The organism is Pseudomonas sp. GNP013 (genome assembly GCF_054343995.1).
The window spans coordinates 518,655-532,541 of record NZ_JBTGUT010000001.1 but is presented as its reverse complement, the minus strand read 5'-3'; the positions used below and the strand labels follow the sequence as shown (position 1 = coordinate 532,541).

The following is a 13,887-nucleotide window of genomic DNA, read 5'->3' as shown; positions in this document are numbered from 1 at the left end:
CGCCGGTTACTGAGCGGTCGGCCACGGCAGAATCGGAATCGCAGTGACCGCATTCTGCGGGCTGCCCTCGATCAGGCGGTCGCTGTAGACCAGGTACACCAGGGTATTGCGCTTCTTGTCGAGGAAGCGCACCACCTGCATGGTCTTGAACACCAGCGAGGTGCGTTCCTTGAACACCTCGTCGCCATCCTTGAGATCGCCCTTGAAGTGGATCGGGCCGACTTGACGGCAGGCGATCGAGGCTTCGGCGCGGTCTTCGGCCAGGCCCAGGCCGCCCTTCACGCCGCCGGTCTTGGCGCGGGACAGGTAGCAGGTCACGCCGTCGACCTTGGGGTCGTCAAAGGCTTCGACAACGATACGGTCGTTGGGGCCGACAAACTTGAACACCGTCGACACCTGGGCGATTTCTTCGGCTGAGGCCACCAGCGGTGTGAGCAACAACAAGCCGAGTACGCACTTCATTAAACGCATCGTGTATTCCTTTGGTTAAACCAGGATCAGGTTGTCGCGGTGAACCAGTTCCGGTTCGGCCATGTAACCCAATAATCCGACAATGGCGTCGGACGATTGTCCAATAATCTTCTGCGCTTCCAGGGCACTGTAGTTGGCCAGCCCGCGAGCAATTTCGCGACCGTCAGGCGCGACACACACCACCATCTCGCCACGGCGGAAGCTGCCCTGCACCCGTTTGACGCCCACCGGCAGCAGGCTCTTGTTGCCCTGGGACAACGCCGAGACCGCACCGGCGTCCAGCACCAGGGTGCCACGGGTTTGCAAATGCCCCGCCAGCCACTGCTTGCGCGCTGCCAGCATGCCGCGCTCCGGCGACAGCAGCGTGCCGATGCGCTCGCCCGCCTTGAGGCGATCCAGCACGCGTTCGAGGCGCCCGCCAACGATGATGGTGTGGGCACCGGAACGCGCCGCCAGGCGTGCGGCGCGCAGCTTGGTCTGCATGCCGCCACGGCCCAGTGCGCCGCCGACGCTGCCGGCAACCGCGTCCAGCGCGGGGTCGTCCGCGCGCGCTTCATAAATAAGCTGCGCGTCAGGGTTGTTGCGCGGGTCGGCGTCGAACATGCCGTCGCGGTCGGTCAGGATCACCAGCAGGTCAGCTTCGACCAGGTTGGCGACCAGCGCGGCCAACGTGTCGTTGTCGCCGAAACGGATTTCGTCGGTGACTACCGTGTCGTTCTCGTTGATCACCGGGATTACCTTGAGCTCCACCAGCGCGCGCAAGGTGCTGCGGGCGTTGAGGTAGCGCTTGCGGTCGGACAGGTCGTCGTGGGTCAGCAGGATCTGCGCCGTATGACGGCCGTGCTCGGCAAAGCTCGACTCCCAGGCCTGCACCAGGCCCATCTGGCCGATGGCAGCGGCGGCTTGCAGTTCGTGCATCGCGCTGGGTCGCGCGGTCCAGCCAAGGCGGCTCATGCCGGCGGCAACGGCGCCTGAGGACACCAGCACCAACTCCACGCCCGCTTCATGCAAGGCCACCATCTGCTCGACCCAGACGCTCATTGCTGCGCGATCCAGACCCTTGCCATCCGCCGTCAGCAGCGCACTGCCGATCTTCACGACCCAGCGCTGCGCGCCTGTCACTTTGCTCCGCATCATCTTCAACCTTAGAGTGAGGGCTGCACGCGACCCAGCGCCGCCCATAACGTTATACCCGGATACTAAAACGCCGCTCTATAAGGAGCGGCGTTCAAGTTTATCGCAACGAATCAGTCGCGCACGTAAATGATTTCCGGACCGTCCTCATCATCCACGTCTTCTTCGTCCCAATCGTCGTCGCCGATGTCATGGACCGACTTCACGCCGCTGCGGCGCAGGGCACGCTGGTCGTCCAGGGCCTGCAACTGGGCGCGGGCTTCGTCTTCGATCTGCTGATCGAGCTCGGCGAGCTCTGCCTTGAACACCGGATCGGCCGCCAGGCGGTCGGCACGGTCTTCCAGGTAGCGCATGATGTCGCGGGTCAGGCGCTCGGTGCCTTCTTTGGCAATGGCCGAGATCACGTAGACCGGACCTTCCCATTCCAGGCGGTCGACGATTTCCTTGACGCGCTCCTCGTGCTCTTCTTCAAGGATCTGGTCGCACTTGTTCAGCACCAGCCAGCGATCACGCTCGGCCAGCGCCGGGCTGAACTTGGTCAGTTCGCTGACGATCACTTCGGCAGCATCCGCAGCACTGGTTTCATCCAGCGGCGCCATGTCGACGAGGTGCAGCAGCAACCGGGTGCGCGACAAATGCTTGAGGAAGCGAATGCCCAGGCCTGCGCCATCGGAAGCGCCTTCGATCAGGCCGGGGATGTCGGCGATCACAAAGCTCTTCCAGCGGTCGACGCTGACCACGCCCAGGTTTGGCACCAGGGTGGTGAACGGGTAGTCGGCGACTTTCGGCTTGGCGGCCGAGACCGAGCGGATGAAGGTACTTTTGCCCGCATTCGGCAGGCCCAGCAGGCCCACGTCCGCCAGTACTTTCATTTCCAGCTTGAGGTCGCGCTGCTCGCCCGGCTTGCCCGGCGTGGTCTGGCGCGGCGCACGGTTGGTGCTGGACTTGAATCGGGTATTACCCAGACCGTGCCAGCCGCCCTGCACGACCATCAGCTTCTGGCCGGCTTTGGTCAGGTCGCCAATCACTTCCTGGGTGGCCGAGTCGATAATGGTGGTGCCGACCGGAACGCGCAGTACCAGGTCTTCGCCTTTTTTACCGGTGCAGTCGGTGCTGCCGCCGTTGGAGCCACGCTCGGCATCGAAGTGCCGGGTGTAACGGTAGTCGACCAGGGTGTTGAGGTTTTCGTCGGCCATCATGTAGATGGAACCGCCGTCACCGCCATCACCGCCGTTTGGGCCACCGTTTTCAATGAATTTTTCGCGACGGAAACTCATGCAACCGTTACCGCCGTCGCCTGCTTTTACTCGGATGGAAACTTCATCAACGAACTTCATAACAAAACGCCTCTCGCCGCACGGACGAGCTTAAGAAACCAAGACATAAGACTCTTGCAAAAATGAGCGTAGCGACCTCAATCAGCGACCGCAAATCCAGCCCCGGAGCCCATCACAAACAGCTTTGCAAGAGACTCACCCCATAAACGAAAAAGCCCCGTCGCGAGACAGGGCTTTTCCAGCGATCGCGCAATTAAGCGGCGACAACGCTCACGTAACGGCGGTTGAACGCGCCTTTTACTTCAAACTTGATCACGCCTTCGATTTTCGCGAAGAGGGTGTGATCCTTGCCCATGCCAACACCGTAACCGGCGTGGAATTGGGTGCCGCGCTGACGCACGATGATGTTGCCCGGAATGATTTTCTGGCCGCCATACATCTTCACGCCAAGGCGTTTGGCTTCCGAGTCGCGACCGTTACGGGTACTACCACCAGCTTTTTTGTGTGCCATGAGTCAATTCTCCTAGTGAGGAATTAGGCTGAAATTAAGCCTGAATACCGGTGATTTTGATCTCGGTGTACCACTGGCGGTGGCCCATACGCTTCATGTGGTGCTTACGACGACGGAACTTGATGATGCGGACTTTATCGTGACGACCTTGGGAGATCACTTCAGCCACAACGGTAGCGCCAGCAACAACTGGAGCGCCGATGTTCACGTCATCGCCATTGGCGACCAACAGAACGCGATCAAACGTCACGGATTCGCCAGTGGCGATTTCCAGTTTTTCGATCTTCAGGTATTCACCTGGGGCGACTTTGTATTGCTTGCCACCAGTAACAATTACTGCGTACGACATGGTATTTCTCCGATAATCCTGCTCACCCAGCGCTTTATAAGAAGAGGTATTGGCTGGCATGGCTGCATGGGATGGACGTCCCGAATGCAATTGCGTAAGGCAGGTGCTGCCCAGGAAGTTCAGGGTGCGCGATTGTACGCAAGCTATAGGAGGCTTGCAAGGGGCCGTCTATCGCGCCTTGACACCCGGGGGTCAGGGTCCTAGCATGCCGCGCAACCCTTCTGGAGCGACTGTCGCTGATGCAACCCCAAGCTTTCTACCGCGCGGTGGCGGACGATTTTAGCGCCGTCGACGGCATCATCAAGCAGCAGCTCACCTCGAAAGTGCCGCTGGTCTCCAAAATTGGCGACTATATTACGTCGGCCGGAGGCAAACGCCTGCGTCCTTTATTAGTGTTGCTGTGCGGCAAGGCGCTGGGCCGCGAAGGCGATGACCTGCGCTTGCTGGCCGCCACTATTGAATTCCTGCACACCGCCACCCTGCTGCATGACGACGTGGTCGACATGTCCGGCATGCGCCGTGGGCGCGAGACCGCGAACGCGATGTGGGGCAACGCGCCGAGCGTGCTGGTGGGCGATTTCCTGTACTCGCGCTCGTTCGAAATGATGGTCGAGCTGGGCTCGATGCCGGTGATGAAGATTCTTTCACAGGCCACGCGCATCATCGCTGAAGGCGAAGTATTGCAGTTGTCCAAAGTGCGCGACGCCAGCACCACCGAAGAAACCTATATGGAAGTGATTCGCGGCAAGACCGCGATGCTCTTCGAAGCCTCGACCCACAGCGCCGCGGCGTTGTGCGGTGCAACAGCCGAACAGGCCGAGGCTCTGCGTACCTTTGGAGACCATCTGGGCGTGGCGTTCCAACTGGTGGACGACCTGCTCGACTACCGCGGCGACGCTGAAACCCTGGGCAAGAACGTCGGTGACGACCTGGCCGAGGGCAAGCCGACGCTGCCGCTGATCTACACCATGCGTGAAGGTACGCCGGAACAGGCGGCACTGGTGCGCAAGGCGATTCAGAAAGGCGGGATCGAAGACCTCGAAGCTATCCGTGCTGCGGTAGAAGCCTCGGGCTCCCTGGAGTACACCGCACAGCTGGCGCGCGACTACGTGGCCCGTGCCATCCAGTGCCTGGAAGCTCTGCCAGCCAGCGAATACCGGGATGCCCTGGTCGAGCTGAGCGAGTTTGCGGTAGCCCGTACGCACTAAAGACGATTGGCGTAGTGGGTGTGTGTGGGAGCCCGCTCCCACATTTAGATCCCATTACCAACTCACTGTCCCGCACTCGCCAATAAACCCTATATAATGTGCGACTTTTAGCCATCCCTGACCCTTGAGGAGCTTTAGTGAGCACGTTGCCACCCTGCCCGAAATGCAATTCCGAATTCACCTACGAAGACGGCACCCAACTGATCTGCCCTGAGTGTGCCCATGAGTGGTCCGCCACGGGCGAAGCCGATGCGGCCAGCGATGACACCGTGAAGAAAGATGCTGTGGGCAATGTCCTGCAGGACGGCGACACCATCACCGTGATCAAGGACCTCAAGGTCAAGGGCACCTCACTGGTGGTCAAGGTCGGCACCAAGGTCAAGAACATCCGCCTGTGTGACGGCGATCACGATATCGATTGCAAGATCGACGGTATCGGCCCGATGAAACTCAAGTCCGAGTTCGTGCGCAAGGTCTGAACTTGCTGCCGCCATCCCGCAGCCACTGCGGGATGGCGTTTCGCCCTGTTTGCTGACGCAGCTCAATACCCCCACAGAAAAACACACAAATCGCCAATAGGCCCTTGCTATTCAACGAATAAGAATTATTCTCATTGAAACCCATCAAGGAGAATGAACCATGACTTATTTGATCGATGCCTGGCTGGACCGCCCACACCCCTACCTGCGAATCCTCCATCGGGAAACCGGCGAAGTCTGTGCGGTGCTGGAAGAAGAAGCGCTCAATGAGCTGCAGGACCAGGGCGACCTGGACGTAAACGGCCTGAGTTCGAGTGAACCGGGTGTGTTGAAGGAAGTGGTGCGCAACCTGTTTCTGTTCTGCTATGCGCGGGCATTGCGCCCGGCGACGGAGCTGCATGGCAGGTTTCATCCGTGAGCCAGACACGGGATGCTGCGCTTTATGTGGGAGCCGGGCTTGCCTGCGATGCGGTAACTCGGTCTGAAGCACCGAGGTGATGCCATCGCAGGCAAGCCAGCTCCCACTTGAAACCAAAGCAGGTCTTACAGAACGTCGAGCAGCTCGACGTCGAATACCAGTACGCTGTGCGGCGCAATGCTGCCAACGCCTTGAGCGCCGTAAGCCAGCTCGCTCGGCACGTACAGGCGCCATTTGCTGCCGGCATTCATCAGTTGCAGGGCTTCGGTCCAACCGGCGATCACGCCGCCTACCGGGAATTCTGCAGGCTGGCCGCGCTCGTAGGAGCTGTCGAACACAGTGCCGTCGATCAGAGTGCCGTGGTAGTGAGTACGCACCTGGTCTTCACGGGTCGGTTTGGCGCCTTCACCCTGGGTCAGCACTTCGAATTGCAGGCCGGACGCCAGAGTCGTGATGCCGTCACGCTTGGCGTTTTCAGCCAGGAATGCCAGACCAGCGCCAGCGGCCGCTTCAGCCTTGGCAGCCGCTTCGGCTTGCATGATTTCGCGGATGACCTTGAAGCTGGCGGCCATTTGCTCCTGGTCGACGCGGCTTGGCTTGCCTGCGAACGCGTCGGTCAAGCCGGCCAGGATGGCGTCCAGGCTGACGCCCGGTGGCGGGTTGTCGCGCAGTTGGTCGCCCAACTGACGGCCGATACCGTAGCTGACACGGGTTTCGTCGGTGGACAGATTAACGTCGGACATGAAGAGGCTCCGCTGCAGGACCACGCGATTTGCCGCGCCGTCCAAATTAAAAGGGCCAGCAGACTAGCATAATACGGGCAACTGGGGATGCGCCCTGGCGGAGCATCGTCGCACCCTTTTAGTGCTATTTCTTCGCATCGCAGATAAAAACCCTACAGATTTTTTTCTCGTCGCCGATAGAGAGCTACACCTTGGCTGGCTCAAAAAACAACATCGTCCAGCAGACAGACATTTTTTCTTGCGGAGCAATCGATGAACAGCTGGTTCGGTAACATCAGCGTAAACCTCAAACTCGGCCTGGGCTTCGGCCTGGTGCTTGTCCTCACGTCGATCCTGGCATTCACCGGCTGGACCAGCCTGGGCGGCCTGATCGACCGCAGCAACTGGATGAGCGATATCACCCAGCTCAATGCCTCCCTGACCAAACTGCGCATCGTGCGCCTGCAATATATGCTGGCCAATGGTGACGAGGCCGTAGCACAAAACGTGCAGACCAGCCTGGAAGCCTTCACCGCCCAGCAGCAAAAGCTGCTCGACAGCTTCAAGAGCCCGGAAAACCTCAAGCTGCTCAATGCGCAGAAAACCGTGATCACCGCCTACCAGCAGTCGCTGAACAAGATGCGCGAGGCCTACCGCAACGGCAACGCTGCACGCGAAATGATGGGGGACAAGGCCGACATTGCCAACGCGCAGATCAACGCCCTTGAAGCCGGCGTGCAGCAGATGCCCGACAGCCCCGAGCGTTTCACCCAATACCAGGCCGTGGTCAACGCCAAGACCGAACTCCAGCAGGCGCGTTACGAAGTGCGTGGTTACACCAACAACGTCAACGCAGAGACCGAGGCCCGTGCTGCCGCGCAGATCGAAAAGGCCATCAGCAGCCTGAAGAACCTCAGCGCCGCCTTTGGCAGCAGCCAGCAAACCGCGCTGAGTTCCCTGGAAACCGCGCTGGGTGCCTATCGCAGCGCCGTGCAAAGCTACAAGGCAGCGAATGCCAACATCGTCAGCGCCCGCGCCGAGATGACCACCCAGGGCGCCGATATCGTCACGATCAGCGAGAAACTCTACGAGATTCAACTGCAACGTCGTGACGCCGAAAGCGCCCAGGCCCGTAGCCTGCAGTTGATCAGCACGCTGCTGGCCCTGCTGGTTGGCATTATTGCGGCGCTGGTCATCACTCGCCAGATCACCCGCCCGCTGCAGGAAACCCTTGCCGTGGTCGAGCGCATTGCCTCCGGCGACTTGAGCCACAACATCCAGGTCACCCGCCGGGATGAACTGGGGGTGCTGCAACAGGGCATCCAGCGCATGGGCACCACCCTGCGTGAGCTGATCAGCGGCATTCGCGACGGTGTGACCCAGATCGCCAGCGCTGCCGAAGAACTGTCGGCCGTGACCGAACAGACCAGCGCCGGGGTCAACAGCCAGAAGATCGAGACCGATCAGGTCGCCACCGCCATGCATGAAATGACTGCCACTGTGCAGGAAGTGGCGCGTAACGCCGAGCAGGCGTCACTGGCCGCCGCCGATGCCGATGGCCAGGCCCGCGCCGGCGACAAGGTGGTGGCCGAAGCCATCGCCCAGATCGAACGCCTCGCCGCCGAAGTGGCACGCTCCACCGACGCCATGTCGCACCTGCAACAAGAGAGCAACAAGATCGGCAGCGTGATGGACGTGATCAAGGCCGTGGCCGAACAGACCAACCTGCTGGCACTCAACGCGGCGATTGAAGCGGCGCGTGCCGGTGAAGCCGGTCGCGGGTTTGCGGTGGTGGCCGACGAAGTGCGTGGCCTGGCCCAACGCACGCAAAAATCCACCGAGGAAATCGAAGGCCTGGTTGCCGGTTTGCAGAACGGTACCCAGCAAGTGGCCAACGTGATGAACAACAGCCGCAGCCTCACCGACAGCAGCGTCGAGCTGACGCGCAAGGCCGGTGTGTCGCTGGAAAACATCACCCGCACGGTGTCGAACATTCAGTCGATGAACCAGCAGATTGCCGCGGCGGCCGAACAGCAAAGTGCGGTGGCCGAAGAGATCAGCCGCAGTATCGTGAATGTGCGCGACGTGTCGGAACAGACCGCCACGGCAAGCAACGAGACAGCCAAATCGAGCGTGGAACTGGCGCGATTGGGCAGCCAGTTGCAGCAGATGGTCAGTCACTTCCGCGTTTAACAATGCAAAAAGCCGCCTCAGGGTTAACCGAGGCGGCTCTCTACAAAAAACCGCCCGACCAAGGCGGTTTTTTATTGCCTGCTATTGACCACTCAGCCCTCGCCTTCCTCGACAAATACCAGCCGATTCCCAAACGGGTCCTTGATGCTCATCTCCCGCGAGCCCCAGGGCGTTTGCTCAATTCCGGGCTTGGCAAAACGGTAGTCTTTGGCCTGCAACTGCTGCTGGTAAGCGTCCACCCCTTGCGCCTGAATCCGCACCGCCGCCCCCGGCGACGCATCGCCATGGTGCTCGGACAAATGCAGCACACACTCCCCCAGCGATACCTGCAGGTACAGCGGATAATTCGCTTCGAACCGATGCTGCCAATCGACCTTGAACCCCAGGAAGTCGACGTAGAATTCCAACGCCTTGGCCTCGTCGAAACTGCGCAGGATGGGGATGACTTTTCCTAAGTGCATGGCGACTGCTCCGTGTAAAAGAGCGCCCACTATAGAGGCGAAAACCCACCAAGAAAATTCGCCAGGAGGTGGGCTTACAGCTCGCTCGGACGTGCCCGAAACTCAAGCGCTGTCTGCGAGTCATAGACTGCGACTCCACTCAAGCCCAGGAACCCGATCATGATTCGTACATCCTTTGCCGTCAGCGCCCTGCTTGTGGCGCTTTGCGGCACCGCTTCAGCCGCCGACAATCCTGCGTTGAAAAAATGCATGGACAGCGCCGAAACGACCCTCGCGATGGTCACGTGCAATGTCAAGGAAACCAAGGTGCAGGATGCGCGCCTGAACAGGGCCTACAAGACCGCAATGGGCGCTCAGGAAGGTGAACGCAAGAAGCAACTGCAGGACGTGCAGCGCCTGTGGATCCAGTACCGCGACGCCAATTGCGCCTTCGTCGGCAGCGCCACCGGCGGCACCATCGATCAGGTCAACGGCTCCGGCTGCGTGCTGGACATGACCCAGACCCGCGCCCAGGAACTCGAAGACTTGGTTGGGCCATAACGGGTTGGGCCATAAACACGCTCAATCGTGATGCACCTTCGCTCGCTTGAGCAGCTTCTTGCAGCGTTCCGACAGGTGCAGCACCCGCACATGCTTGCCGGCCTTGGTGTAGCGCTCGCGCAGGGTCATCAGCGCGGCTATCGCTGAATAGTCGACAAAGCTCAGGTGACGGCAATCGAGCGTCACCTGAGCCGGGTCGTTGGCCGGGTCGAAACGGTTCAGAAAGGGTGTGGTCGAGGCAAAGAACAAGGTGCCGTGCAGCCGATACAGCTTGCTGCCATCCGCCTCCAGGTGCTCATCGGCATACAGTTCACGGGCCTGCTGCCAGGCGAAATTCAGCGCCGCGATCACGATGCCGCACAGCACGGCCGTGGCGAGGTCGGTGAACACCGTGATCACCGTCACCGCAATGATCACCAGCACATCATTGACCGGCACCTTGTTGATCACCCGCAAGGATGCCCAGGCGAAGGTCTGCTGGGACACCACGAACATCACCCCCACCAGCGCCGCCAGCGGGATGCGCTCGATCAAGGGTGACAGAAACAGAATGAACAACAGAATCATCACCCCGGCAAACACCCCGGAGAACCGCCCGCGCCCGCCGGAACTGAGGTTGATCACGGTTTGCCCGATCATCGCGCAGCCGCCCATGCCGCCGAACAGGCCCGAGACCATGTTCGCAGCCCCCAGGGCCACGCTTTCGCGGTCCGGGTAGCCACGGGTCTCAGTGATTTCGTCGGTGAGGTTCAGGGTGAGCAGGGTTTCCAGCAGGCCAACCATCGCCATCAGGAACGCATAGGGCGCGATGAGGGTGAGGGTTTCCAGGGTCCAGGGGATCTGCGGCAGCGCAAAGGTCGGCAGGCCGCCGGCGATGTGGGCCATGTCGCCCAGGGTACGGGTGGGCAGGCCGAGCAGGTACACCGCCAAGCCCACGCCGAGGATCGCCACCAGCGCCGGCGGCACCACGCGCGTCAAGCGTGGCAGCAGGTAGACAATCGCCATCGTCGCCCCCACCAGGCCGATCATCACGTACAGCGGCGTGCCGCTGAGCCAGTGTTCACCCCGCTTGAAATGCTCCAGTTGCGCCAGCGCAATGATGATCGCCAGGCCATTGACGAACCCCAGCATCACCGAATGCGGCACCATGCGCACCAGCTTGCCCAGGCGCAACACGCCAAAGGCGACCATGATCAACCCGCCGAGCAGCACCGTGGCCAGCAGGTACTGCACGCCGTGTTGCACCACCAGCGCAACGATCACCACCGCCATCGAGCCTGCCGCACCGGACACCATGCCGGGCCGACCGCCGAACAACGCGGTGAGGGTGCAGATGATGAAGGCGCCATACAGGCCCATCAGCGGGTTGAGATGGGCCACCAGCGCAAAGGCGATGCACTCGGGCAGCAATGCGAAAGACGTGGTGAGGCCGGCCAGGGCGTCGGCGCGCAAACGGGTGAAGGTCATGGAGGTACCAGGGAGTTGCGGGGGATCAGGCGGGGAATGGTACGGAAATGTGCTCGGAGGGGCCAGTGAAGCGTGACGACAGGTGGCCCAAAGCGCGCCTTTCGCGGGCAATCCCGATCCCACATTTGACGGTGTTCACCGCCTGTCAGCAGGCATAGCGCGCCAGCTTGGCCTGGATAAAATCCAGGAAGCACTGAATGCGCAGCGCCAGTTGCGAGTTGCGGTAGAACACCGCGTGGATCGGCTGGCGATACCCGCTGTTGAACGCCTCCAGCACCGGCACCAGGCGCCCGGCGCTGATGTCTTCGCCAGTCATGAAGTTCGACAGGCAGCCAATGCCCTGCCCCTGCAACGCCAGATGCCGCACGGTTTCGCCGCTGGACGCGACAATGGCCGGCTGGATCAGCCATCGGTCGCCCTCCACATGGCGCAGGGGCCAGTGGTTGAGGGTCTCGGTCTGGCTGAAGCCCAGCAAGGTGTGCTGCGCCAGGTCGGCGACACTGGCCGGCGTGCCGTGTCGCTTGAGGTATTCCGGGCTGGCCAGTATATGCAGCGGCGTGCAGCCAAGGGCACGCGCGTGCAGGGTCGAGTCGGTCAGGGCACCGATGCGTATGGCAATGTCGGTGCTGTGTTCCAGCAGGTCGATGATCAGGTCATCGCTGTTGAGCTCCAGCTGGATCTGCGGGTACAAGGCTCGAAACTCGGCAATGTACGGCACGATCCCATGCAGCATGAACGGCACCGCTGCATTGACCCGCAGCCGCCCGGCCGGGGTTTTCTGGCGCGACGACAGGTGCTCCTCCAGCTCATCCATCTGCGCCAGGATCCGCTTGGCCTGTTCGAAGAAGTACCGGCCCTCTTCCGTCAGGTCCATGCGCCGCGTGGTGCGGTTGATCAGCGTGGTATCGAGCTTGGCCTCCAGCCGCGAGAGCGTGCGGCTGACCGCCGAGGGCGTCTGCCCGGCCTGCTCGGCCGCCGCGGAAATCGAGCCGCACTCGATCACGCTGACGAAGATCTGTAGCTCATCGGATCGGGCTTTCAAGGGGCTGTCCTCGTGATCGGTCGACGCAAGCTTACACCGACAGGCCCAACACCTGCGCCAGATGCTGTTCGTAGCGCGCCACGTCGGCTTCGATGGCCGGGCGTTTCATCACATCCACGCAGAGGAACGTCGGCAAGGCGCTCATGCCGAGAAACGCATTGGCCTTGTGGAACGGAAAGTACACCGCATCCACGCCCTTGGCTTCGAAGAAGTCGGCCGGATCGTCAAAGGCCTGCTGCGGCGCGTTCCAGGTCAGCGACAGCATGTAGCGTTTGCCCTGGATCAGGCCGCCGCTGCCATACTTTTGCGAGGCATCGGAGCGGGTACGACCATCGCTGGCGTAGAGGCTGCCGTGGCCTTCGGTAAAGACTTCGTCGATGTATTTCTTGACGATCCACGGCGCGCCCATCCACCAGCCGGGCATCTGGTAGATGATCACATCGGCCCAGAGGAACTTGGCGACTTCTTCGGCAACGTCGTAGCCGTCGTCGATGTGGGTGACCTTGACGTCAAGGCCGCCACGGTCGAGCAGGGCCACGGCGGCGTCATGCAGGGTGGCGTTGTAGCGACCATCGGAATGGGCGAATTTTTTGCCACCGTTGAGCAGGAGTACTTTTTTCATGGGAGGGGATCCTGAGGGTTATCAATACAGGCCGTCAGGCTATCGATATCGCCCACTCGGAATAAGCGGCGGCGCGGCAAAATACAGTTGACCAGAACGCACGAATGGAACTTTATTCTTGAATTCAGCCGCTGATCAGCAGGTGGGCGCCCAGCAGTGCCATGCCGATGAAGAACACCCGCTTGAACAGCACCACACTGATGCGTTGGCGCAGCGCCTGCCCCAGCCACATCCCCAGCAGCGCGGGCACCAGTGCCAGCAACGAGGCGCTGATTTCGCCAGTGCCAAGAGTACCGTGCCAGGCCAGGCCTGCGGCCAGCGCCAGGGTCGACACGCTGAACGACAACCCCAGCGCCTGCACCAACTGGTCGCGACTCAGGCCGAGCGCTTGCAGACAAGGCACCGCCGGAATCACGAAGACGCCCGTGGCCGAGGTAATGAGGCCGGTGATCAAACCGCATAGCGGCGCCAGCCAGCGCTCGGTGCGCGGCGCCATTTTGAACGTGGGCAGGCACAGGCCGCTGAGCGCGTAAATCAACAACGCCGCGCCCAGTGCGCGCACCACCCATTGCTCGGCGCCCATACCCAGCCACAGCGTGCCCAGCCCGGTGCCGAGGAAAATCAGCAAGAGCATCGGCCATAGACGCTTGAGCAGCGCACTCAAGTGGCCGCCGAACGCCAGTTGCCAGAGGTTGGTCACCATGGAGGGAATGATCAGCAGCGCGGCAGCTTGCGCCGGCAACATAGCCAGACCGAGCAGACCCATGGCGACGGTGGGCAGGCCGAGGCCGATAACGCCCTTGACCGTGCCGGCCAGCAGGAAAGTGCCGATGACCAGTATTGTCAGGGTGGGACCGAGACTTTGGTAGAACGCGAGGAAGGTTGTCATGGGGCGATTGTGCGGGCTTCCGGCTGGATCGAAAATGCGGCATATACTGAGGCTGCCTCTTGTTTTGCGTGAGGCTTAGGGCCTCATCGGGAGCAAGCCCCCGC

The 13,887-nt window shown here is 61.3% G+C and carries 16 protein-coding genes and 1 pseudogene; 6 read left to right on the top strand and 11 right to left on the bottom strand.

The genetic code is table 11. The features are described from left to right. Nucleotides 1–6: 6 nt before the first annotated feature. The 5 genes from ACXX81_RS02435 to rplU form a co-directional block, all read right to left on the bottom strand. Complete coding sequence (locus ACXX81_RS02435; protein ID WP_032869812.1) at nt 7–471, bottom strand: CreA family protein; 465 nt, start codon at nt 469–471, stop codon at nt 7–9. A gap of 15 nt (nt 472–486) precedes the next feature. Continuing rightward, complete coding sequence (proB, locus tag ACXX81_RS02430; RefSeq protein ID WP_209990505.1) at nt 487–1,605, bottom strand: glutamate 5-kinase; 1,119 nt, start codon at nt 1,603–1,605, stop codon at nt 487–489. Nucleotides 1,606–1,718: 113 nt separating this feature from the next. Next, on the bottom strand, nt 1,719–2,942 hold the full coding sequence (gene cgtA, locus ACXX81_RS02425) for an Obg family GTPase CgtA (RefSeq protein ID WP_003230855.1): 1,224 nt from the start codon (nt 2,940–2,942) through the stop codon (nt 1,719–1,721). A gap of 193 nt (nt 2,943–3,135) precedes the next feature. Next, on the bottom strand, nt 3,136–3,393 hold the full coding sequence (rpmA, locus tag ACXX81_RS02420; RefSeq protein ID WP_003176049.1) for a 50S ribosomal protein L27: 258 nt from the start codon (nt 3,391–3,393) through the stop codon (nt 3,136–3,138). Between the two features lie 34 nt (nt 3,394–3,427). Beyond that, complete coding sequence (rplU, locus tag ACXX81_RS02415; RefSeq protein WP_003176051.1) at nt 3,428–3,742, bottom strand: 50S ribosomal protein L21; 315 nt, start codon at nt 3,740–3,742, stop codon at nt 3,428–3,430. 239 nt (nt 3,743–3,981) lie between these two features. Between rplU and ACXX81_RS02410 the strand changes: the two genes are divergently transcribed. From ACXX81_RS02410 to ACXX81_RS02400, 3 genes are all read left to right on the top strand, one after another. Then, the gene (locus tag ACXX81_RS02410; protein ID WP_015372944.1) at nt 3,982–4,950 is read left to right on the top strand and encodes a polyprenyl synthetase family protein; all 969 of its coding nucleotides are present in this window, start codon (nt 3,982–3,984) and stop codon (nt 4,948–4,950) included. A 137-nt stretch (nt 4,951–5,087) separates the two neighbouring features. Continuing rightward, nucleotides 5,088–5,429 carry a zinc ribbon domain-containing protein YjdM gene (locus tag ACXX81_RS02405; RefSeq protein ID WP_209984749.1) on the top strand — a complete coding sequence of 114 codons (342 nt, stop codon included), beginning with the start codon at nt 5,088–5,090 and terminating at the stop codon, nt 5,427–5,429. 160 nt (nt 5,430–5,589) lie between these two features. Further along, entirely contained in the window at nt 5,590–5,847 is a 258-nt protein-coding gene (locus ACXX81_RS02400; protein WP_209984752.1) for a PA4570 family protein, read from the top strand. A gap of 125 nt (nt 5,848–5,972) precedes the next feature. On the opposite strand, the gene bamJ is transcribed toward ACXX81_RS02400, so the two are convergent. Further along, a complete protein-coding gene (gene bamJ, locus ACXX81_RS02395; RefSeq protein ID WP_231423424.1) occupies nt 5,973–6,590 on the bottom strand; it encodes a BamJ family beta-barrel-assembly machinery protein in 618 nt (205 codons plus the stop codon). 252 nt (nt 6,591–6,842) lie between these two features. Between bamJ and ACXX81_RS02390 the strand changes: the two are divergent. Further along, a pseudogene (locus ACXX81_RS02390) lies at nt 6,843–7,859 on the top strand (methyl-accepting chemotaxis protein); the annotation flags it as partial. 39 nt (nt 7,860–7,898) lie between these two features. Then, nucleotides 7,899–8,762: a methyl-accepting chemotaxis protein gene (locus ACXX81_RS02385; RefSeq protein ID WP_416350665.1), complete on the top strand. Its 864-nt coding sequence runs from the start codon at nt 7,899–7,901 to the stop codon at nt 8,760–8,762. 92 nt (nt 8,763–8,854) lie between these two features. Here ACXX81_RS02385 and ACXX81_RS02380 read toward each other — a convergent pair whose 3' ends face one another. Then, nucleotides 8,855–9,223, bottom strand: a complete 369-nt coding sequence (locus ACXX81_RS02380; protein ID WP_209984761.1) for a glyoxalase superfamily protein — start codon at nt 9,221–9,223, stop codon at nt 8,855–8,857. Nucleotides 9,224–9,382: 159 nt separating this feature from the next. Here ACXX81_RS02380 and ACXX81_RS02375 point away from each other — a divergent pair, with 159 nt between their 5' ends. Beyond that, nucleotides 9,383–9,763: a lysozyme inhibitor LprI family protein gene (locus ACXX81_RS02375; protein ID WP_231423422.1), complete on the top strand. Its 381-nt coding sequence runs from the start codon at nt 9,383–9,385 to the stop codon at nt 9,761–9,763. A gap of 21 nt (nt 9,764–9,784) precedes the next feature. On the opposite strand, the gene ACXX81_RS02370 is transcribed toward ACXX81_RS02375, so the two are convergent. From ACXX81_RS02370 to ACXX81_RS02355, 4 genes are all read right to left on the bottom strand, one after another. Continuing rightward, a complete protein-coding gene (locus tag ACXX81_RS02370; protein ID WP_458571150.1) occupies nt 9,785–11,230 on the bottom strand; it encodes a SulP family inorganic anion transporter in 1,446 nt (481 codons plus the stop codon). A gap of 145 nt (nt 11,231–11,375) precedes the next feature. Then, nucleotides 11,376–12,272 carry a LysR substrate-binding domain-containing protein gene (locus ACXX81_RS02365; RefSeq protein WP_458571149.1) on the bottom strand — a complete coding sequence of 299 codons (897 nt, stop codon included), beginning with the start codon at nt 12,270–12,272 and terminating at the stop codon, nt 11,376–11,378. A gap of 31 nt (nt 12,273–12,303) precedes the next feature. Further along, nucleotides 12,304–12,894 carry an NADPH:quinone oxidoreductase MdaB gene (gene mdaB / locus ACXX81_RS02360; RefSeq protein ID WP_458571148.1) on the bottom strand — a complete coding sequence of 197 codons (591 nt, stop codon included), beginning with the start codon at nt 12,892–12,894 and terminating at the stop codon, nt 12,304–12,306. 124 nt (nt 12,895–13,018) lie between these two features. Beyond that, nucleotides 13,019–13,783, bottom strand: a complete 765-nt coding sequence (locus ACXX81_RS02355) for a sulfite exporter TauE/SafE family protein (RefSeq protein ID WP_458571147.1) — start codon at nt 13,781–13,783, stop codon at nt 13,019–13,021. Nucleotides 13,784–13,887 lie beyond the last annotated feature (104 nt).